The organism is Pseudomonas sp. FH4 (assembly GCF_000510915.2).
GTDB classification, from domain to species: domain Bacteria; phylum Pseudomonadota; class Gammaproteobacteria; order Pseudomonadales; family Pseudomonadaceae; genus Aquipseudomonas; species Aquipseudomonas brenneri.
In genome coordinates this window covers 96,554-117,903 of the sequence record NZ_AOHN01000006.1, presented here as the reverse complement: position 1 = coordinate 117,903, position 21,350 = coordinate 96,554, and the positions used below count along the sequence as shown (strand labels likewise).

The 21,350-nt window shown below is 61.5% G+C and carries 20 protein-coding genes; 6 read left to right on the top strand and 14 right to left on the bottom strand.

Annotated features, from left to right (window positions below; genetic code table 11):
* Positions 1–36 precede the first annotated feature (36 nt).
* The 8 genes from H097_RS04640 to H097_RS04605 all read right to left on the bottom strand — a co-directional run bounded on the left by H097_RS04640 (position 37) and on the right by H097_RS04605 (position 7,128).
* The gene (locus H097_RS04640) at positions 37–1,284 is read right to left on the bottom strand and encodes an FAD-dependent oxidoreductase (protein ID WP_032857764.1); all 1,248 of its coding nucleotides are present in this window, start codon (positions 1,282–1,284) and stop codon (positions 37–39) included.
* Entirely contained in the window at positions 1,281–2,063 is a 783-nt protein-coding gene (locus H097_RS04635; protein WP_032857762.1) for an SDR family NAD(P)-dependent oxidoreductase, read from the bottom strand. The genes H097_RS04640 and H097_RS04635 overlap by 4 nt, the downstream gene beginning before the upstream one ends.
* Positions 2,060–2,482 (bottom strand): nuclear transport factor 2 family protein, encoded by a 423-nt coding sequence (locus tag H097_RS04630; protein ID WP_032857760.1) that lies wholly within the window; start codon positions 2,480–2,482, stop codon positions 2,060–2,062. Before H097_RS04630 ends, H097_RS04635 begins: the two co-directional genes overlap by 4 nt.
* Positions 2,475–3,917: a deoxyribodipyrimidine photo-lyase gene (gene phrB / locus H097_RS04625; protein WP_032857757.1), complete on the bottom strand. Its 1,443-nt coding sequence runs from the start codon at positions 3,915–3,917 to the stop codon at positions 2,475–2,477. Before phrB ends, H097_RS04630 begins: the two co-directional genes overlap by 8 nt.
* Positions 3,918–4,844 (bottom strand): MerR family transcriptional regulator, encoded by a 927-nt coding sequence (locus H097_RS04620; RefSeq protein ID WP_032857756.1) that lies wholly within the window; start codon positions 4,842–4,844, stop codon positions 3,918–3,920. It abuts the gene before it with no gap.
* A gap of 3 nt (positions 4,845–4,847) precedes the next feature.
* A complete protein-coding gene (locus H097_RS04615; RefSeq protein ID WP_032857753.1) occupies positions 4,848–5,819 on the bottom strand; it encodes a DUF523 and DUF1722 domain-containing protein in 972 nt (323 codons plus the stop codon).
* Positions 5,820–5,929: 110 nt separating this feature from the next.
* Positions 5,930–6,145 carry a TIGR02450 family Trp-rich protein gene (locus H097_RS04610; protein WP_032857750.1) on the bottom strand — a complete coding sequence of 72 codons (216 nt, stop codon included), beginning with the start codon at positions 6,143–6,145 and terminating at the stop codon, positions 5,930–5,932.
* Entirely contained in the window at positions 6,142–7,128 is a 987-nt protein-coding gene (locus H097_RS04605; RefSeq protein WP_032857748.1) for an FAD-dependent oxidoreductase, read from the bottom strand. The genes H097_RS04610 and H097_RS04605 overlap by 4 nt, the downstream gene beginning before the upstream one ends.
* 196 nt (positions 7,129–7,324) lie before the next feature.
* Here H097_RS04605 and H097_RS04600 point away from each other — a divergent pair, with 196 nt between their 5' ends.
* Together H097_RS04600 and hemH are read left to right on the top strand one after the other, a co-directional pair.
* A complete protein-coding gene (locus H097_RS04600) occupies positions 7,325–8,224 on the top strand; it encodes a TIGR01777 family oxidoreductase (protein WP_032857746.1) in 900 nt (299 codons plus the stop codon).
* 14 nt (positions 8,225–8,238) lie between these two features.
* The gene (gene hemH / locus H097_RS04595; protein WP_032857745.1) at positions 8,239–9,261 is read left to right on the top strand and encodes a ferrochelatase; all 1,023 of its coding nucleotides are present in this window, start codon (positions 8,239–8,241) and stop codon (positions 9,259–9,261) included.
* Between the two features lie 117 nt (positions 9,262–9,378).
* Here hemH and H097_RS04590 read toward each other — a convergent pair whose 3' ends face one another.
* From H097_RS04590 to algW, 3 genes are all read right to left on the bottom strand, one after another.
* Complete coding sequence (locus H097_RS04590) at positions 9,379–10,098, bottom strand: DUF4198 domain-containing protein (RefSeq protein WP_032857743.1); 720 nt, start codon at positions 10,096–10,098, stop codon at positions 9,379–9,381.
* A gap of 12 nt (positions 10,099–10,110) precedes the next feature.
* Positions 10,111–12,216 (bottom strand): TonB-dependent siderophore receptor, encoded by a 2,106-nt coding sequence (locus H097_RS04585; RefSeq protein WP_032857742.1) that lies wholly within the window; start codon positions 12,214–12,216, stop codon positions 10,111–10,113.
* 75 nt (positions 12,217–12,291) lie between these two features.
* Positions 12,292–13,446 carry a Do family serine endopeptidase AlgW gene (algW, locus tag H097_RS04580; RefSeq protein WP_032857740.1) on the bottom strand — a complete coding sequence of 385 codons (1,155 nt, stop codon included), beginning with the start codon at positions 13,444–13,446 and terminating at the stop codon, positions 12,292–12,294.
* Positions 13,447–13,548: 102 nt separating this feature from the next.
* Here algW and H097_RS04575 point away from each other — a divergent pair, with 102 nt between their 5' ends.
* From H097_RS04575 to cysN, 3 genes are all read left to right on the top strand, one after another.
* Complete coding sequence (locus tag H097_RS04575) at positions 13,549–14,307, top strand: Nif3-like dinuclear metal center hexameric protein (protein WP_032857738.1); 759 nt, start codon at positions 13,549–13,551, stop codon at positions 14,305–14,307.
* A 260-nt stretch (positions 14,308–14,567) separates the two neighbouring features.
* Positions 14,568–15,485, top strand: a complete 918-nt coding sequence (gene cysD, locus H097_RS04570) for a sulfate adenylyltransferase subunit CysD (RefSeq protein ID WP_032857736.1) — start codon at positions 14,568–14,570, stop codon at positions 15,483–15,485.
* Between the two features lie 9 nt (positions 15,486–15,494).
* On the top strand, positions 15,495–17,393 hold the full coding sequence (cysN, locus tag H097_RS04565; RefSeq protein WP_032857734.1) for a sulfate adenylyltransferase subunit CysN: 1,899 nt from the start codon (positions 15,495–15,497) through the stop codon (positions 17,391–17,393).
* Between the two features lie 88 nt (positions 17,394–17,481).
* Here the strand turns inward: cysN and H097_RS04560 are convergent, their stop codons facing one another.
* The 3 genes from H097_RS04560 to H097_RS04550 are packed head-to-tail and all read right to left on the bottom strand — an operon-like array spanning position 17,482 to position 20,880.
* Entirely contained in the window at positions 17,482–18,381 is a 900-nt protein-coding gene (locus H097_RS04560) for an acyltransferase (protein WP_032857732.1), read from the bottom strand.
* Positions 18,382–20,481 carry a phosphate acetyltransferase gene (gene pta, locus H097_RS04555; protein WP_032857730.1) on the bottom strand — a complete coding sequence of 700 codons (2,100 nt, stop codon included), beginning with the start codon at positions 20,479–20,481 and terminating at the stop codon, positions 18,382–18,384.
* A 60-nt stretch (positions 20,482–20,541) separates the two neighbouring features.
* Entirely contained in the window at positions 20,542–20,880 is a 339-nt protein-coding gene (locus H097_RS04550; RefSeq protein ID WP_082445526.1) for a DUF3565 domain-containing protein, read from the bottom strand.
* Here H097_RS04550 and H097_RS04545 point away from each other — a divergent pair.
* Positions 20,849–21,334, top strand: a complete 486-nt coding sequence (locus tag H097_RS04545) for a peptidylprolyl isomerase (RefSeq protein WP_003188398.1) — start codon at positions 20,849–20,851, stop codon at positions 21,332–21,334. The two genes, H097_RS04550 and H097_RS04545, sit on opposite strands and share 32 nt — an antisense overlap.
* The last annotated feature ends 16 nt before the right edge of the window (positions 21,335–21,350 follow it).

The window sequence follows — 21,350 nt, the reverse complement described above, 5'->3', positions numbered from 1 at the left end:
TAGTGATAGCGCTCGCGCCACGGGGTGTTGGTCACTTCACAGGGTTTCCCCAAAGGCCTGGGCCACGCGCAGGGCGCTGACCACACCGTCCTCATGAAAGCCGCTGGCCCAGTAGGCCCCGCAGTAATAGGTGTGCCGGGCGCCATGCAATTCTTCCCAGCGCGCTTGTGCCGCTACCGCCGCCAGGCTGTGTTGCGGATGGGCGTAGGTGTAGCGGGCGAGGATTTTCAGCGGGTTGATAATCGCGGTCTGGTTAAGGCTGACGCAAAAGGTGGTGGCGCTGTCGATGCCTTGCAGGATGTTCATGGCGTAGGTGACGGCTGCCGGTTTGTGCGTGCTGGCGTCCAGCCGATAGTTCCAACTGGCCCAGGCCAGCGGGCGGTCGGGCAGCAAACGGGTGTCGGTGTGCAGGGCCACGTCGTTGTCGGCGTAGGTCATCGCCCCAAGGATCTGTTGCTCGGCCAGGCTCGGATCCTCCAGCAGGGCCAGGGCCTGGTCGCTGTGGCAGGCGAAGATCACCTTGTCGAAATGTTCACGGCCATCGGCACTGTGGATCACGACCCCCTCAAGCGTACGCTCGACCTTGTGCACCGGGCAGTTGAGGCGGATCTGCTGGCGAAACGAGCGGGTCAGCGGCTCGATATAGCGGCTGGAACCTCCTTCAATCACGCACCATTGCGGCCGATTATTCACCGATAGCAAACCGTGGTTCTTGAAGAAGCGCACGAAGAACTGCAGCGGAAACTCCAGCACGTCCGCCAGCGGCATCGACCAGATCGCTGCGCCCATGGGCACGATGTAGTGGCGGATGAAACGCGGGCCATAGTTGCCCGCCTGTAAGTATTCGCCCAGGGGCATCTGCGCGCTGATGCGTTGTTCCTGCAAATCCAGGGGCGCCTGGCGATTGAAGCGCAGGATGTCGCGCAACATGCCCCAGAAACCCGGGGACAGGATATTGCTGCGCTGGGCGAACAGGCTGTTGAGGTTGTTGCCGTTGTACTCGACATTTTCCTCGGGAGCGCACACCGAAAAACTCATCTCGGTCGGCTTGAACGGCACGCCGATCTGCCCCAGCAGGCGGATGAAGTTGGGGTAGGTCCAGTCGTTGAACACAATAAAGCCGGTGTCCACCGCATACCGTTGGCCCTCGACCGTCACGTCGATCGTGTGGGTGTGGCCGCCAATCCGGCCGCCGGCTTCGAACACGGTGATGTCATGGCGGCGGCTGAGCAGATAGGCACTGGTCAGCCCGGAAATTCCGCTGCCGACAATGGCGATCTTCACAGGTTGTCCTTGTGCGGCGGCGGGCTGCGCAGCATGCGCTTGCCGATGATCAACTGCGCGCGGTTCGGCAGTTTCGACAGCGGCCACAGGGTGGCGATAAACAGCGCCGGGAAGGCGATCTCCAGTGGGCGCTTTTGCAGTTTGTCGAAAATATGCCGCGCGGCCTTATCGGCCGGCCAGCTCAAGGGCATCGGGAAATCATTGCGTTCGGTCAAAGGCGTATCGACGAAACCGGGGCTGACCACGGTCACATCTATGCCTTCGGGAGACAGTTCGATGCGCAGGGATTCGAACAAGTAGCGCAGGCCGGCCTTGGATGTGCCGTAGGCTTCTGCGCGGGGCATCGGCAGGTACGTGACGGCACTGGCGACGCCGACCAGGTGCGGGGTTTGCCCGGCACGCAGCAGCGGCAAGGCGGCCTCGATGCAATAACTGCTGGCCAGCAGGTTGGTGCGCACCACGTGTTCGATAATCGAGGCATCGAATTGCCTGGCATCCACGTATTCGCAGGTGCCGGCATTCAAAATCACCGTGTCCAGGGCGCCCCAGGCTTGCGTGATGTGCTCGCCGATTTCGCGTACCACCTGGCTGTTGGTCAAGTCGCCGGCTACCACCAGCACTTGCCCCGGATAACGTTGGGCAAGCTGCTCCAGCGGTGCCTTGGCGCGCGCGCTCAGCGCCACCTGTGCGCCGCTGCCGAGCAACTCTTCGGCCAGTGCGGCGCCAATACCACTGCTTGCCCCCGTCAGCCAGTAACGGCGTGGCGATATCAGGCTCATGCCATTTTCCCTTTTAACCAACGAACAATTGGGCCCAGTACCGGCAGGTGTTCGTAAAGCAGCGCTCCGGCATCAAAATAGTCGCGGTGCCGGTAAACCTTGTCGTGCCATAACAGGTGGGAGCAGCCCTCGACCTGAATCTGCTGGCCGCCCGCCAGTCGCGGGTGGCAAAAGCTCATGGTCCAGCGCAAATAACCCTCGCCTTCGGTCACGTGGTCGAAGCCGTGGAAGTCAAAATGCAGTTGGCTGATCTTGATGTAAAGCTCGGCGAAGTACGCTTTCAGCGCGCTGATGCCGTGGATCTGGTGCAGTGGATCAGTGAAGTTGATGTCCTGGCTGTACAAACGGTCAAGCAGGTGCAGGTTGTGTTTGTCCAGAGTAGCGAAGGAATTGGCAAACTGACGCAGGAAATCACTCATACACGCCTCCCGCCTGGCGCGAGGGCAGGGCGCGAAAGGCGGCCAACGCGCGCTCACGGGAACGCTTCAGATCGACGATGGGCCGTGGGTAGTCGGCCACGCCAAACAGGCCGGCGGCGGCGTCGGGGTTGTGCACGTCCTTCTTGTTCAGACCCGACAGTTGCGGCAGCCACTGCTTGATGAAACGCCCTTCGCCATCGAACTTCTCGGACTGACTCAGCGGGCTGAAAATCCGGAAGTATGGCGCCGAGTCGGTGCCGGTGGACGAACTCCATTGCCAGCCGCCGTTGTTGGCTGCCAGGTCGCCGTCGATCAGGTGACGCATAAAGAAGCGCTCGCCTTCGCGCCAGTCGATCAGCAGGTTTTTGGTCAGGAACATCGCCACCACCATGCGCAGGCGGTTATGCATCCAGCCGGTTTCCAGCAACTGGCGCATCGCAGCATCAATGATCGGCAGACCGGTACGCGCCTCCTGCCAGGCGGCGAGGTCCTCGGGCGCGTGACGCCAGGCCACGGCTTCGGTTTCCGGGCGAAAGGCACGATGGCGCGACACCCGTGGGTAGCCCACCAGGATGTGTTTGTAGAACTCACGCCACAGCAGCTCGTTGATCCAGGTGACGGCACCGGTGTCGCCACTTTCGAATTCACCCTGGTTGCTTTGCAATGCGGCATGCAGACACTGGCGCGGCGAAACCACGCCAGCCGCGAGGTACGCAGACAACTGGCTGGTACCGGGCTTGGCCGGGAAGTCGCGCTCGTCCTTGTAGTAGCTGATCTGCGCGTCGGCAAATTGCCCAAGGCGTCGGTGCGCCTCGTCTTCTCCCGCCGGCCAGAGTGCGCGTAGGGTGTCGCTGGGTGGGGCAAATCCCTTGACCTGCTCGGGAACGGCATCGCTGGCCAATGACAGTGTGGCCTGGGCCTTGGGTGTCGGTATCCGGCGTGGCAGGGTGCTGTGCAGGCGGTTGTAGCAGACCTTGCGAAACTGGCTGAACACCTGGAAGTAGGTGCCGGTCTTGGTCAGCACACTGCCGGGTTGGAACAGCAGTTGGTCCAGATAACTGTGAAAGCTCACGCCTTGTGTTTCCAGGGCCTGGGCCACGGCGGCATCGCGTCGGCTTTCGTGGATTCCGTATTCGTCGTTGACGTGAACCGTCTCGACCGACAAGGCCTGGCATAACTCGACCAGCACCTGTGGCACCTGATCCCAGGTGTCGGCATGGCGGATCAGCAGGGGAATATTCAGTTGGCCCAGGGCTTGGCTCAGCGTCTTGAGGTTGCGCAGCCAGAAGTCCACCTTGCACGGCGCATCGTCATGGGCCAGCCACTGCTCGGCAGTGATCAGGTACACCGCCGCCGTCGGGCCGCGCTGGCAGGCGGCCGCGAGGGCGGTGTTGTCATGCAGGCGCAGGTCGCTGCGCAGCCAGATCAGATGCATTTAGAGAAGCCCGCGCTGGGTCAAGAGCTGGTGGGCCGACAACGGGTCTTCGGCCAACAACAGTTCTGGGATGTCCTGGGTTAATACCGCCAACTCGGCCTGATGGATGCACACCGTTGGTCCGGCGATGAGGATTGGGCAACGGGTGCCGCTCAAGAGTTTCGGCAGGACCGCCAGATTGATGGCCTTGCTTGAGTACAGCAACACGGCCCGCGGTTGCAGGTGTTCGACCGCCAGGGCCAGTTCGCCGGTGGGCAGCGGCCAGTCGAAGACCTCCACCGGACAATCGGCGCTGCTGGCCAGCCAGGCGCTCAACCACAGGTGGGGCTCAAGTGGCAGATCGGAATGATTGATCAGCAATAAAGGGCGGCCATTAAGCTGGCGATTGTTGTGATACATCCGCGCGCCGAATTTGCTGCGCAGCCAGGAATGGAAAAACCCCCGCTCCATTTGCGCGCCGAATTGGCCCTGCCAGCGCTGCTCCAACTCCTTGAGCAGCGGCAACAACAGGTGTTCGCACAGGGTGCGCGGTGGGTAGAGGGCCATGGCCTGGTTGAACACATCATCCACCCGGCGCTCGGCCAGTTGGCTGATCGCGTGTACCAGAGTCTGGCGCAGGTCCTGCCATTCGTTTTCGGCGCTGTTGTCCACCGGCTGGGCGTTGTCGATCAACTGCTTGACCTGGCTGACCGGCACGCCGCGGTTGAGCCACGTCAGGATGGTCTGGATGCGCTGCACATGCTCGGCGCTGAACAGCCGATGGCCCTTGGGCGTGCGCTGCGGCACGATCAGGCCATAGCGACGCTCCCAGGCACGCAGGGTCACCGCGTTGACCCCAGTCTGGCGGGCCACTTCGCGGATCGGCAGCCAGCCTTGCTCCAGGGCCAGGGCCAAGTCTTCGGCGGGGTGTTGCGTAGAAACGTTCATGGGTTAAATCGCATTGCGCAGGCTGAGGTTTTCCGGATGCGGTTGCAGGTACGCCTGCTGCGCGATGTAGCGGTCCGGGTGTTGGCGAAAGTGATGCTTGAGCAGGGTCAGCGGTACCACCAGTGGCACGATGCCGTGACGGTATTGGCCGATCAGGGTCTGCATTTCCTGTTTGTCTTCAGCGCTGATGACCTGCTTGAGGTAACCGCTGATGTGTTGCAGCACGTTGGAGTGGGTGCCGCGGGTGGCGCACTTTTTCAGTGCGCTCATTAGCTTGCTGAAATAGTCAGCGGCAAGGGCTTGCAGGTCGCAGCCCTTGCCCATGCTGCCCAACAGGTTGCCCAGGCTTTTGTAGTGGGCCGGGCTGTGGGCCATCAACAGGTATTTGTAGCGCGTGTGGAAGGCCAGCAGACGGTGACGGGTCAGCCCTTCAACAAGCAATTGCTGCCATGTGGCGTAGACAAACACCCGGGTCAGGAAATTTTCCCGCAACACCGGGTCGTGCAGGCGGCCATCTTCTTCCACCGGCAGGTTGGGGTGACGGGCGCAGAATGCCTGGGCATAGATCCCACGCCCGCCACCATCGACCGGGGTGCCGTTGTCGCGGTAGACCTTGACCCGCTCCAGGCCACAGGACGGTGACTTCTGCATGAAAATGTAGCCGCACAGGTCGGTATGCTCGGCGGCCATGTCCTGGCCATAGGCGTCCAGTGCGCCGGTCACGTTCAAGTCGCGGTGGACGGTACCCACGGCTTGCGGTTGTTGCGGGTCGCCCACCAGGCGAATCGGCTCGCGGGGGACGCCCAGGCCGATGGCGACTTCGGGGCACAGAGGCACAAAGTCGAAGTAGTCGGCGAGTGCCTGGCTGCACAGGGGCGATTGCTTGTGCCCGCCATTGAAACGCACGTTCTCGCCGAGCAGGCAGGCGCTGATGGCGATCCTGGGTTTGCCGGTGGTGGGCGCGGGGCTGGGCATGGCAAACCTCTGCAAAATTCCTGTACAGGGATTATTTCCTGTACAACTAATCTCATCATAGGTTTTGATGTGTACAAGTCAAATATTTTGTACAGGTTTTTCGGTCGAGGTTACTTCCAACCCATTTTCCAGTGCTCGGCATCTTGCAGGTTGTGCCAGGCCAGGCGTTCTGCCCGTCGGGTCAGCACGGCCTGTAGTTCAATCTCCAGTACCGTGCCTTGTTCATCGCGGAACAGCTCGGTGACCAGGAAATGCTTTTCCTTGTGCCGAGGGCGGGTTGCTGTCCATTTTGATAACAGCAACTTCGCCGGATTGATGCGGTTCATTGCAGGTGTTCAAGCAGGCGCCGCGCCGCTTCCTGGCCGCTGAGCCAGGCACCTTCGACCCGGCCCGACAGGCACCAGTCGCCACAGACATACAGGCCCAGGTCGGCATCGGCCAATACTCCCCATTCATGGCCGCCAGCAGGCCGGGCATACAGCCAGCGGTGGGCAAGGCTGAAGGAGGGTGCCGGCATGCTGCAGTGCAGCAGTTCGGCAAAGGCGCCGTGCAACAACTCGATGATGGCTTCCTTGGGCAAGTCCAGGTGCTGTTTGCTCCAGGCACTGGTGGCGTGCAGGATCCAGGTGTCCGGCGTGGCGTCACGCCCTGGTTTGCTACGGTTGCGGGCCAACCAGTCGAGGGGGCTGTCTTGTACGAAACAGCCTTCCATCGGGGTATCCAATGGCGTTTCGAAGGCCAGGGCGACGGCCCAGGTCGGGTCCATTTTCACCCCGGCCGCCGTGCTCGCCAGTTTGGGCGCCGCAGCCAGCAGGGCTGTGGCCTGGTGCGCCGGTGTGGCAATAATCACATGGCTGAAGGGGCCATGATTGTCGCCGTCGGCGTCCAGCAGGTTCCAGTGCTGCTGGCCTTGGAACACTTCGGTGATACGGCAGCCAAACTCCACTGGCAGGTCATCGAGCAGTGCGCGGGTGATAGCGCTCATGCGCGGGGTGCCGACCCAGCGGGTCTGTTCGTCAGGGGAGGGGCTCAGTTGTCCGGATTGGCAGTTGTAGAGCTGCGGCTCCCACTCGGCAGCCCAACCATTGGCTTGCCAGCGTTGCACTTCATTGACGAAGCGTCGGTCGCGCGCGGTGAAATACTGTGCGCCCAGGTCCAGTGCGCCGGCCTCGGTGCGCTTGCTGGACATGCGCCCGCCACTGCCGTGGCTTTTATCGAAGAGTTGTACAACGTGCCCGGCATCGTTTAACGCTCGGGCGGCCGAAAGTCCGGCGATGCCGGTACCGATGATCGCGATGGGAACAGTCATGGGAGGCCTCGTTTTACCTTTGGGTACAGACTACGCCGACACCAATAGCTGTACAATATTGTTTTTTGGTATAAGTTTCGGCATGCCTTAACGTGTGGCGTGACCTATGGTTAAGCCTAGGTCTGGCCAATTAAAAAGATCCCTGCATATAAAATAGACCAGCGATGCCCGGCCAACGCTACAGGAGGAAGATCTCATGCATATTTTGCTGACCGGCGGTACGGGTCTGATCGGCCGCCAGCTCTGCCAGCACTGGAGCGCCCAGGGGCATCGGTTGACGGTCTGGAGCCGCAACCCCGCGCAAGTCGCCAGGTTGTGTGGTGAGCCGGTGCAGGGTGTCGCCCGTTTGCAGGACATAACGCAGCCGGTGGACGCGGTTATCAACCTGGCGGGTGCGCCGATTGCCGATCGTCTCTGGACGCACAAGCGCAAGGCGTTGCTGTGGAGCAGCCGGATCAGTCTGACGGAAACCTTGCTGGCCTGGCTTGAGGGCCTGGCGGTGAAACCTGCGCTCTTGATTAGCGGTTCGGCGGTGGGCTGGTACGGCGATGGCGGTGAGCGCGAGTTGACCGAAGCCAGCGGCCCGGTGCAGGACGATTTCCCCAGCCAGTTGTGCATCGCCTGGGAAGAAACCGCCCAGCGCGCCGAGGCATTGGGCTTGCGGGTGGTTTTGGTGCGTACTGGCCTGGTGCTAGCGGCTGAGGGCGGCTTTTTGTCGCGGCTGGTGCTGGCGTTCAAACTGGCCCTGGGCGGTCCTATCGGCAGCGGTCGGCAGTGGATGCCGTGGGTGCATATCAAGGATCAAATCGCCCTGATTGATTTTCTTCTGCACAAACCTGATGCCAGCGGTCCTTATAATGCCTGCGCGCCGCATCCGGTACGCAATCGCGAGTTCGCCAAGACCCTGGGCCAGGTCCTGCACCGCCCGGCGTTCATGCCCATGCCGGCGTTTGTCTTGCGGGTAGGGTTGGGAGAGTTGTCCGGCCTGTTGCTGGGCGGGCAGAAGGCGCTACCCGAGCGGTTGTTGGCTGACGGTTTCACTTTTCAGTTCACTGAGTTGCACGCGGCCCTGGACGACTTGTCCAGCCGCCTCTAGAGATAGGATGTTGCATGACGGATCACGCGTTGTTACTGGTCAACCTGGGTTCACCGGCGTCCACTTCGGTGGCCGATGTGCGCAGCTACCTCAATCAGTTTTTGATGGACCCGTATGTGATTGACCTGCCGTGGCCGGTCCGGCGCTTGCTGGTGTCGCTGATTCTGATCAAGCGTCCCGAACAGTCGGCCCATGCCTACGCCTCGATCTGGTGGGACGAGGGCTCGCCGCTGGTCGTGCTCAGCCGGCGCCTGCAACAGCAGATGACCGCCCAGTGGACCCAGGGGCCGGTGGAGCTGGCGATGCGTTATGGCGAGCCCTCAATCGAGAGCGTGCTGAGCCGTCTGGCCGGGCAGGGCATCCACAAGGTCACGCTGGCGCCGTTGTACCCACAGTTCGCCGACAGCACCGTGACGACCGTGATTGAAGAAGCACGGCGAGTGGTGCGGGACAAGCAGCTCGACCTGCAGTTCTCGATCCTGCAACCGTTCTACGACCAGCCGGAATACCTCGACGCCCTGGTGGCCAGTGCCAAGCCACATCTGCAGCAGGATTATGATCACCTGCTGTTCAGCTTCCACGGCCTGCCGGAGCGGCACCTGAACAAACTCAACCCCGGGCATTCGCTCGAAGGCGCGGGTGACTGCTGCGCCAATGCCTCGCCTGAAGTGCGCACCACCTGTTATCGCGGGCAATGCTTCAGCGTCGCCCGCGACTTTGCTGCGCGCATGGGCCTGCCGGACGATAAATGGTCGGTGGCGTTCCAGTCGCGCCTGGGCCGGGCGAAATGGATCGAACCCTATACCGAAGCCCGCCTGGAAGCGCTGGCCCGGCAGGGTGTGAAGAAATTGCTGGTGATGTGCCCGGCGTTTGTCGCCGATTGCATCGAGACCCTGGAAGAGATTGGTGATCGCGGGCTGGAGCAATTTCGCGAAGCCGGGGGCGAGGAGTTGGTATTGGTACCGTGCCTCAATGATGATCCGCAGTGGGCGGCGGCGCTCAATACCTTGTGTGAAAGAGCCCCCGTCAGCCTCTAACGTGGCAGCGGGCTTGTGTGGGAGCTGGCTTGCCTGCGATAGCATCACCGAGGTGTGACTGACACACTGAGGTGCCTGCATCGCAGGCAAGCCAGCTCCTACAGGGTTCAGTAGTGTTTATTCGTGGTGCGGTTGGCCAAGGAAGGTCAGTGAGCTGAACAGCGCGCGGGTCTGAATCTCGCTATCGCCTTTGACCGGTACTTCCACCTGCGCCGCAATCACATTCAACGCCTCGTTGCGCACCAGTACCTGGGCCCGGCCATCCTGGTCGGTCTCGGTGCTCAAGGTGTTCGGCGCGCTGCGGTAGTCGCCAATCAATTTGATCCCGGCCGCAGGCTTGCCATCGATCAGCACGCGCACGGGCAGCAGCTTGCCTGGGCCGACAGTCAGTGGGTCGACCTCGGGTACGATCACCATTTTCAACTGATCCAGGCTGGGCAGCTTCGCCCCGGCCTGATAGATCGCCAGGCTGTACTTCAGGGCCTGGGTGGTTTCGATGGCGCCGGGGACCTGGCTGCGGCCCTGGTTCACCCATTTCTTGTCCGGGGTTTGCGACCACAAGCCATTATCAAACGCCACGGCCAGCACGGCAGGGGACTTGAGCGGCTGCAGGCGCGCCTGGTCGTTGAGGCGCTGCACGGTCACCGGGATCATCCGCCCACTCGCGTCATAGGCCCAGGCACCGCTGACCTTATTCGCCTTGAAGGCTTCGTCCTCGGCACCGTGGCCGTAGACCACTTCGATATGCCCACGGCGTTGCTCGGTCCACAAGCCATGGGCCGATACCTGGGTGGCGAACAGCAGGCCGAGTACGGCCAATGATTTGAGCGCTTGCATGGTGAGGTCCTTTTACAGGTTGAGGGTCAGGCTGACGGTGAAGTTACGTGGCTCTCCGGGGGCGACCCAGTAGTTGCTGAAGGAGCGCTCGAAGTACTTTTCGTCGAACAGATTGTTGAGGTTCAGGCCAACGGTTACGTTATCGCTGGCCTTGTAATGGGCCAGCAGGTCGACGGTGTGGTAGGCCGGCAATTCAAAGCTTTTGCCGGCTTCGCCGGAGCGGTCGCCGACATAGGTAAAGGCTGCGCCAAGGTCAGAACCGCGCAGGGCGCCATCCTGGAACTCATACACGCCCAACAGGCTGCCACTGCGCTTGGCCACGCCGAGAATGCGGCTGCCGGTGGGGATATCTTTGTCACCCTTGGTCACTTCGGCGTCGATATAGGCAAAGGCGCCAATCACTCGCACGGCGTCAGTCAGTTGCCCGGTCAATTGCAGGTCGAAACCCTGGCTGCGGGCCTTGCCGATGGCGCGTTTGGTGTCGGTGGCCGGGTCCGTGGCCAGGGTGTTTTCCTTGTCGATATGGAAGGCGGCGAGGGTGGTGCTCAAGCGGTCGTCGAACAGCTCGCTCTTGATCCCCACTTCATAACCGACGCCCTCCTCGGGCTTGAGGAAATCCCCGGCCGCGTCCAGCTCGCTTTGCGGTTTGAATGAGGTGGAGGCGTTGGCGAACACCCCCACTTGCGGTGTCAGTTGGTACAACAGGCCGGCGCGCTGGGTTATGACGTCGTGGGTTTTCTGGCTTTTTTTACCGTTGGTGAAGTTATCCGAGCTTTGTTCAACGTGCTCCAGGCGCGCACCGAGCATGCCGCGCAAGCGGTCGGTAAAGATGATCTGATCCTGCAGGTTCAGCGCCTGGCTTTTGGTCTGGGCAAGGAAGTCACTGCCCGAGCGCTGGCCATTGGGCTTGGCCAGGCCGTAGATCGGCTTGTAGATGTCGATGGGATAGCTGCCGGCGATGGCGGTGACGCGCTCTTTCTTGCGGTAGTCCTCGTACTCGGTGCCGATCAGCAACTCATGCTGCCAACTGCCGATATCGAACCGGCCACGCAGTTCCAGTTGGGTGATGCTGTCATGCCAACCCATGGAGCGCTCGCGGTAGCGGCGGTTGATGGTATGCCCGTCGGCATTCAGTGCGCGGTTTTCCGAGGCGTAGCCCCACAGGCTGCCTTGTTTGTAATGGCTGGCCAGGCGCAGTTGCCAGGCATCGTTCAGGTGATGTTCGAGGGTGGCTTGCAGGCGGTTGTTGTGGTTGTCGATATCACCGTCGTTGGGCTCGCCGAGGAAGGTCGAGCGGGACATGCCGCTCCAACGGTTATTCGGCGCGACGATGCCACGGTCGAAGGTCGAGCTGTGGCGCACGAATTCGCTTTCCACCAGCAGGCTAGTGTCCGGGTCCAGTTGCCAGCTGAAAGACGGCGCGACAAACACTCGCTTGCTCTGCACGTGGTCGCGGAAGCTGTGGTTGTCTTCCACCGCCAGGTTGACCCGCGACAACACGGTGCCTTCGCTGTCCAGCGGGGTGTTGATATCGAGGGCGGTACGGTAGCGGTCCCAACTGCCAGCGCTGGTCTGCACAGTGGTGAAGGCTTCGGGCTGGGGTTTCTTGGTGACGATATTCACGGTGCCGCCGGGGTCGCCACGGCCATACAAACTGGCGGCAGGGCCCTTGAGCACTTCGATGCGTTCGATATTGGCCGTGTCCGGGGTGCTGGGGTAACCACGGGCGGCGCTGAAACCGTCCTGGTAGAACTCCGAGGTGGTGAAGCCGCGCACGCTGTATTCGTAGAGCGTCAGGCCACCAAAGTTGTTCTGCTTGGACACGCCGCCAGCAAATTCCAGGGCGCGTTCGACGTTGTTGCTGCCCAGGTCCTTGAGCACTTTGGCGGGGATCACACTGATCGATTGTGGAATATCCCGCAGGGCGGTGTCGGTCTTGGTCGCGCTGGCCGAACGGGTCGCGCGATAGCCCTTGACCGGGCCGGTGGCGGACTCATACGCCTCGCCGGTGATGCTGGTGGTGCCCAGTTCAAGGGTGTTGGTGTCTTCTGCAAACACCGGGTCCACCAGCAACCCCAAGGCGAGACCGGCCAGGGGGGCAAACTTTCGAGACGTCATGGTCTAACATTCCAATATCAATATTGAAATAATATAACATGACCATTGAGAATATATCTCTTTAAGGTGAGGCCTTTATTCTTGCTCTTTCACCGGTGCAGGCGGTGGACGCAGGCCCACTTCGGCCAGCAACTTGATTTCCTTGCCGTTGCGCATCACCTGGATCGCGACCTTTTCCGTCGGCTTGATCCGCGCCACCTGGTTCATTGACCGACGGCCATCGCCAGCCGGTTCGCCGTCGATGCTGAGGATCACGTCGCCGACCTGCATCCCGGCCTTTTCCGCCGGACCGCCGCGCAGGATACCGGCGATCACGATGCCTGGGCGCCCGGTCAGTCCAAAGGACTCCGACAACTCCTTGGTCAGCGGTTGCACTTCAATCCCCAGCCAGCCACGGATTACCTGGCCGTGCTCGATGATCGACTTCATCACTTCCATCGCCAGCTTCACCGGGATCGCAAAACCGATGCCCTGTGAGCCGCCGGACTTGGAGAAAATCGCGGTGTTGATGCCCGTCAGGTTGCCACTGGCATCCACCAGCGCGCCGCCGGAGTTACCTGGGTTGATCGCCGCGTCGGTCTGGATGAAGTCTTCGTAACTATTGAGGCCCAACTGATTGCGCCCGGTGGCGCTGATGATGCCCATGGTCACGGTCTGGCCGACGCCAAACGGGTTGCCGATCGCCAGGGCCACATCACCGACCCGCAGGCCTTCGGAGCGGCCGATGGTGATGGATGGCAGGTTCTTCAGGTCGATTTTCAGCACTGCAAGATCGGTTTCCGGATCGCTGCCCACCACCCGCGCCAGGGTTTCGCGGCCATCACGCAGGGCCACCACAATCTGGTCGGCGCCGGTGCTCACGTGGTTATTGGTCAGGATGTAACCTTGCGGGCTCATGATCACCCCGGAGCCGAGGCTTGATTCCATGCGCCGCTGCTTGGGCGAGTTGTCGCCGAAAAAACGCCGGAACTGCGGGTCTTCGAACAGCGGGTGCGCCGGTTTGTTGATGACCTTGGTGGTGTACAGGTTGACCACGGCGGGCGCCGCGACCACCACCGCATCGGCATAGGTCACCGGGCCTTGTTGCACCGCGCTGGTTTGCGGTGCTTGTTGCAGGTTGACGTCCAGGCTTGGCAGGCCGACCCATTGCGGATAACGCTGAATGATCAGCATCGCGATCAGCACGCCGGCCAACAATGGCCATCCAAAAAAACGCAGCGCCTTGAGCATCAAGTAAGTCCTGACAGGTTGCAGGGGGCGTGGGAGCGCCCATAATGTCGCGCATTATACGAGGCCGCGAGCGCCTCTGAACGGGATATTTAGGAGTCTTTTATGGCCGTCGCCCTGAGCACCCTGGTTGAAGAAGCGGATCGCTACTTGAACAGCGCGAAAATTGCCGACTACTGCCCCAACGGCCTGCAGGTCGAGGGCCGGCCGCAAGTGTTGCGCATTGTCAGTGGCGTGACCGCCAGCCAGGCGTTGCTGGATGCCGCGGTGGAAGCCGAGGCGGACCTGGTGCTGGTGCACCATGGCTATTTCTGGAAGGGCGAAAACCCTTGCATCACCGGCATGAAACAGCGCCGGCTCAAGACCCTGCTCAAGCATGACATCAGCCTGCTGGCCTATCACCTGCCGCTGGACCTGCACCCGGACGTGGGCAACAACGTGCAGTTGGCCCGCCAGTTGGACATCACCGTCGAAGGCCCGCTGGACCCGGACAACCTCAAGGTCGTCGGCCTCGTAGGCTCCCTGGCGGAACCGCTGTCGGCGCGGGATTTCGCCCGCCGCGTGCAGGAAACCATGGGCCGCGAGCCGCTGCTGATCGAAGGCAGCGCCATGATCCGCCGCGTCGGTTGGTGCACGGGCGGCGGCCAGGGTTATATCGACCAGGCCGTGGCGGCCGGGGTCGATTTGTACTTGAGCGGCGAAGCGTCGGAGCAGACTTTCCACAGCGCGCGGGAAAACGACATCAGCTTCATCGCTGCCGGCCATCACGCCACCGAGCGTTATGGCGTGCAGGCCCTGGGGGATTACCTGGCCCGACGCTTTGCCCTGGAACATCTGTTCATCGACTGCCCCAACCCGATCTGACAGATACCACCGAACAAATGTGGGAGGGGGCTTGCTCCCGATTACGGTGGTTCAGTCAACCAATCTGTTGAATGACACACTGCAATCGGGAGCAAGCCCCCTCCCACATTTGTCCGCGTTCCACGCCAAACTCGGCGGCATATTCATATACCGTTTCGATCTATCCAGCTCCCTGAATAGAAGAAGGTGCTGTGCTAGCATGCCTCGCTCGAACACGGCCCGCAGGCCGTCCAAAAAGAATCGTTTTCCCGTGAGTAGCCATGGTCGACAAACTGACGCATCTGAAACAGCTGGAGGCGGAGAGCATCCACATCATCCGTGAGGTTGCCGCTGAGTTCGACAACCCGGTAATGCTCTACTCCATCGGCAAAGACTCCGCCGTGATGCTGCATCTGGCGCGCAAGGCATTCTTCCCGGGCAAGCTGCCGTTCCCGGTGATGCATGTGGACACCCAGTGGAAATTCCAGGAAATGTACAAGTTCCGCGACCGCATGGTCGAGGAACTGGGCCTGGACCTGATCACTCACGTCAACCCGGACGGTGTGGCGCAGGGCATCAACCCGTTCACCCACGGCAGCGCCAAGCACACCGACATCATGAAGACCGAAGGCCTCAAACAGGCCTTGGACCAGCATGGTTTTGACGCAGCCTTCGGCGGCGCCCGTCGCGATGAAGAGAAATCCCGTGCCAAAGAGCGCGTGTACTCGTTCCGCGACAGCAAGCACCGCTGGGACCCGAAAAACCAGCGCCCGGAGCTGTGGAACGTCTACAACGGCAACGTCAACAAGGGCGAGTCGATCCGTGTGTTCCCGTTGTCCAACTGGACCGAACTGGACATCTGGCAGTACATCTATCTGGAAGGCATCCCGATCGTGCCGCTGTACTTCGCCGCCGAGCGTGATGTGATCGAGAAGAACGGCACGTTGATCATGATCGACGATGACCGGATCCTCGAACACCTGTCCGACGAAGACAAAGCCCGCATCGTCAAAAAGAAAGTACGTTTCCGTACGCTTGGCTGCTACCCGTTGACGGGCGCGGTGGAGTCCGAAGCCGAGACGCTGACGGACATCATCCAGGAAATGCTCCTGACGCGAACTTCCGAGCGCCAGGGCCGGGTCATCGACCACGATGGCGCAGGCTCCATGGAAGATAAAAAACGTCAAGGCTATTTCTAAGGGGCTGTCATGTCGCATCAATCTGATTTGATCAGCGAGGACATCCTCGCCTACCTGGGCCAGCACGAACGCAAGGAAATGCTGCGCTTCCTGACCTGTGGCAACGTCGACGACGGCAAGAGCACCTTGATCGGGCGCCTGTTGCACGACTCCAAGATGATCTACGAAGATCACCTGGAAGCCATCACCCGTGATTCGAAGAAAGTCGGCACCACCGGTGACGACATCGACCTGGCGTTGCTGGTCGACGGCCTGCAGGCCGAGCGTGAGCAGGGCATCACCATCGATGTGGCCTACCGCTATTTCTCCACCGCCAAGCGCAAGTTCATCATTGCCGACACTCCAGGCCATGAGCAGTACACGCGCAACATGGCCACCGGTGCGTCCACCTGTGACCTGGCGATCATCCTGATCGACGCGCGCTACGGCGTGCAGACCCAGACCCGGCGCCATAGCTTTATCGCCTCGTTGCTGGGCATCAAACACATTGTGGTGGCCGTCAACAAGATGGACATCAATGGCTTTGACCAAAGCGTGTTCGAGTCGATCAAGGCCGATTACCTGAAGTTTGCCGACGGCATCGCGTTCAAGCCGAGCACCCTGGCCTTCGTGCCGATGTCGGCGCTCAAGGGCGACAACGTGGTGAACAAGAGCGAGCGTTCGCCCTGGTACACCGGCCAGTCGCTGATGGAGATCCTCGAAACCGTCGAGATCGCCAACGACCGCAACTACACCGACCTGCGATTCCCGGTGCAGTACGTCAACCGTCCGAACCTGAACTTCCGTGGCTTTGCCGGCACCCTGGCCAGCGGCGTGGTGCACAAGGGCGACGAGGTTGTGGTGTTGCCGTCGGGCAAGAGCAGTCGCGTCAAGTCCATCGTCACCTTCGAAGGTGAACTGGAACACGCAGGTCCCGGCCAGGCCGTGACCTTGACCATGGAAGACGAGATCGACATCTCCCGTGGCGACCTGCTGGTGCATGCCGACAACGTGCCGCAAGTGACCGACGCCTTCGACGCCATGCTGGTGTGGATGGCCGAGGAACCGATGCTGCCGGGCAAGAAATACGACATCAAGCGTGCGACCAGCTACGTGCCGGGCTCGATCACCAGCATTGTTCATCGCGTGGACGTGAACACCCTGGAAGAAGGTCCGGCCAGTGCCTTGCAGTTGAACGAGATCGGCCGGGTCAAGGTCAGCCTCGACGCGGCCATCGCCCTGGACGGTTACGCCAGCAACCGCACCACTGGCGCCTTTATCGTCATCGACCGTTTGACCAACGGCACCGTGGCGGCGGGCATGATTATCGCGCCACCGGTCGGCCATGGCGGCGCGGCGCAACATGGCAAGTTGGCCCACGTGGCCACCGAAGAGCGTGCGCAACGTTTCGGCCAGCAGCCGGCCACCGTGTTGTTCAGTGGCCTGTCGGGCGCAGGCAAGAGCACCCTGGCCTACGCAGTCGAGCGCAAGCTGTTCGACATGGGTCGTGCGGTGTTTGTACTGGATGGGCAGAACCTGCGGCATGACCTGAACAAAGGCCTGCCACAGGATCGTGCCGGGCGTACCGAGAACTGGCGTCGTGCCGCCCACGTGGCGCGTCAGTTCAACGAAGCCGGCCTGCTGACCCTGGCCGCGTTTGTTGCGCCGGATGCCGAAGGCCGTGAACAGGCCAAGGCGTTGATCGGCAGTGATCGCTTGCTCACCGTGTATGTGCAGGCATCGCCGCTGGTGTGTGCCGAGCGTGACCCGCAAGGTTTGTACGCAGCCGGTGGGGATAACATCCCCGGCGAGTCGTTCCCGTACGACGTGCCGTTGAATGCCGACCTGGTGATCGACACCCAGGCCCTGTCGGTGGACGACAGCGTCAAGCAGGTGTTGGAACTGCTGCGCCAGCGCGGCGCGATCTAAACCTCGCTGTCACAAAAAGCCCGCCACCGATTACTCGGTGGCGGGCTTTTTGTGGGATTTTGAAAACAACCCGCTCCCACATTTTTGCTCAGCGACAGGCAGGATAATCCGTGTGAAGCTGGTCTAAAAGGGCATCCTTTTCAGTCCACAGGTTATTGATCCAGCCCTGGAACGCCGCCCGATACTCCCCATCCTGCTCATAATTCTTGCCAATGAACTCGGCCGGGATCTGCACCTCTTCAAACTGCACCACCACCTCCCGCACATTGCCGCACAGCAGGTCCCAATAACCAGGACGCCCGCCAGGGTAGTGAATGGTCACGTTCACCAGCGACTTCAACTGCTCGCCCATGGCATCCAGTACAAAGGCAATCCCGCCGGCCTTGGGTTTGAGCAGGTAGCGCAACGGCGACTGCTGCTGCGCATGCTTGCCCTCGGTAAATCGCGTGCCTTCGGCAAAGTTGAAAATGCCGACCGGGTTGTCGCGAAACTTCGCACAGGTCTTGCGGGTGGTTTCCAGGTCCTTGCCTTTCTTCTCCGGGTGTTTTTCCAGATAGGCCTTGGTGTAGCGCTTCATGAACGGGAAGCCCAAAGCCCACCACGCCAGGCCAATCACCGGCACCCAGATCAGTTCCTGCTTGAGGAAAAACTTCAGCGGGCGGATGCGACGATTGAGCACGTACTGCAACACCATGATGTCGACCCAGCTCTGATGGTTGCTGGTCACCAGGTACGAGTGCTGGTAATCCAGCCCCTCAAGGCCCTTGAGGTGCCAGCGTGTACGGCGCACCAGGTTCATCCAGGCCTTGTTATTGCTGATCCAGGCCTCGTGGGTGTGGTTCATCAGCCACTCGCTCAAGCGCTTGGCAAACGGCAGCAGCTTGCACAGCGCGACGATAAACAGGAACGAGCACAACAGGATCGTGTTCAACGCCAGCAGCAGCGAGGCGATCACCCCGCGCACGGCGGCAGGCAGAAAATCCAGCATTTAGATATCCATAGGTCGGTTGGCGGCTTGAATCGCGGTCAGGGCGATGGTGTAGACAATGTCATCCACCTGGGCCCCACGGGGCAGATCGTTCACAGGTTTGCGCAGGCCTTGCAGCATCGGGCCGAGGCTGACGCAATCGGCACTGCGTTGCACCGCCTTGTAGGTGGTGTTGCCGGTGTTGAGGTCGGGGAACACAAACACCGTGGCCTTGCCCGCCACCTGGCTATTGGGCGCCAGTTGTCGGGCGACGCTTTCGTTGGCGGCGGCATCGTACTGCAACGGGCCGTCGATCAGCAGCGAACTCTGTTGTTCGTGGGCCAGCAGGGTGGCTTCGCGGACCTTTTCCACCTCTTCGCCGCTGGCCGAGTCACCGCTGGAATAGCTGATCATCGCCACCCGCGGGGTGATGCCGAAGGCGGCGGCCGAGTCGGCGCTTTGCAGGGCGATTTCCGCCAGTTCCGCCGCGCTTGGGTGCGGGTTCATCACGCAGTCGCCGTACACCAGCACCTGCTCGGGGAACAGCATGAAAAACACCGACGACACCAGGGTGCAGCCCGGTGCGGTCTTGATCAGTTGCAAGGCCGGGCGGATGGTATTGGCGGTGGAGTGGATGACACCGGAGACCAGGCCGTCCACTTCATCGAGCGCCAACATCATCGTGGCGATGACCACGGTGTCTTCCAGTTGCTGTTCGGCCATCGGTGCGTTGAGGCTTTTGCTCTTGCGCAGCGCCACCATCGGTTCGACATAACGCTCGCGGATCAGGTCCGGGTCAAGAATCTCCAGGCCTTCGGGCAACTCGATGCCTTGGGCACGGGCCACGGCTTCGACGTCGGCCGGCTTGGCCAGCAACACGCAACGGGCAATGCCCCGGGCCTGGCAAATGGCGGCGGCTTGCACGGTCAACGGCTCGCTGCCTTCGGGCAACACAATGCGCTTGTTGGCCGCCTGGGCACGCTGGATCAACTGGTAGCGGAACACCGCCGGTGACAGGCGCATCTCCCGTGGCGTGCCGCAACGCTGGTGCAACCAGCGCGCGTCCAGATGGCTGGCGACGAAGTCGGTGATGATCTCCGCGCGCTCGCGGTCATCAATCGGAATTTCCTTGTTCAGGCTGTTGAGCTGGTTGGCGGTGTCGTAGGAGCCAGTGCTCACCGACAACACCGGCAACCCGGCCTGGAACGCGCCACGGCACAGATCCATGATGCGCGGGTCGGGCAGGGTGTCGCTGGTCAGCAACAGACCGGCCAGGGGCACGCCATTGATTGCGGCCAGACTGACGGCGAGGATGATGTCGTCACGGTCTCCCGGCGTCACCACCAAGACACCGGGCTTGAGCAGTTCCACGGTGTTGCGCATGGTGCGCGCGCAAATGATGATCTTGGTCATGCGCCGGGTTTCATAGTCACCGGCATTGAGCACTTGGGCGCCCATCAGGTCGGCCACGTCACGGGTGCGCGGCGCATTGAGCTCCGGTTGGAACGGAATACAGCCCAGCAGGCGGAAATCGCCACTGCGCAGCAACGGCGAATGCTCCTTGAGGCGGGCGGCGAAGGCTTCCATGCTTTCGTCGGTCTGCACCTTGTTGAGGATCACGCCGAGCACTTTCGGGTCTTTCGGGCCGCCGAACAGTTGCGCCTGTAATTCCACGCGACCGGACAGTTCGGTCAGTACTTCGTTTTCCGGCGCCGAGACGAGGATGACTTCGGCATCCAGGCTTTTGGCCAGGTGCAGGTTGACCCGGGCCGCATAGCTGGCGCTGCGGGTTGGCACCATGCCCTCGACAATCAGCACGTCCTTGCCCACGGCGGCCTGCTGGTAAAGGGTGATGATTTCTTCGAGCAGTTCATCGAGCTGGCCATCGCCGAGCATTCGCTCGACATGGGCCAGGCCCAGGGGTTGTGGCGGTTTCAGACCGTGGGTGCGCGCCACCAGCTCGGTGGAGCGTTCAGGCCCGGTGTCGCCAGGGTGCGGCTGGGCAATCGGCTTGAAGAAGCCGACTTTCAGCCCGGCCCGCTCAAGGGTACGCACCAGCCCAAGGCTGATGGAGGTCAGACCCACACCAAAATCGGTGGGCGCGATAAAAAAAGTCTGCATGCGAATTCTCTGGAGGTGCATGGCTTGGGTGGCGCTCTATGGTTGAGCGTCGACCGCGAATCAGGTGCCAAGGGTATCGTTATCCGGGCCCTGCGCACACCAGCCACAGGCAAAGGGCTGGCCTATTTTTGCCAGGCGTTGCGCCGGGTCAAGGACCCAGGCCCGGGATTGCCAGGGCGGCTGGTGGCGCAGGTGCTGCGTATGGCCGCAGGACAACGCGACAACCCAGTGTCCGTCTGCGTCCTGCTGAAATCCTGCGACCGTCGGGTCACTGGATCGACCCCGTCTGTCCGGGTTCTGTTCGCTTTCGGGCAAATCCTTGTTTAGACTTGTCCGTTCTTCATTCTTATGCAAAAGGTCTCGCCCCATGACGATCGCCGCTAACAAGGCTGTCTCCATCGACTATACCCTGACCAACGACGCTGGTGAGGTCATCGACAGCTCCGCCGGCGGCGCGCCGCTGGTCTACCTGCAAGGCGCAGGTAACATCATCCCAGGCCTGGAAAAGGCCCTGGAAGGCAAGAACGTTGGTGATGAGCTGACCGTTGCCGTAGAACCTGAAGATGCCTACGGCGAGTACTCGGCCGAACTGGTCAGCACCCTGAGCCGCAGCATGTTCGAAGGCGTCGATGAGCTGGAAGTGGGCATGCAGTTCCACGCTTCCGCGCCGGATGGCCAGATGCAGATCGTGACCATTCGCGACCTGGACGGCGACGACGTGACCGTTGACGGTAACCACCCGCTGGCAGGCCAGCGCCTGAACTTCCAGGTCAAGATCGTTGCCATCCGCGACGCTTCCCAGGAAGAAGTGGCTCACGGCCACGTGCACGGCGAAGGTGGTCACCACCATTAATTGACGGGCGATGCCA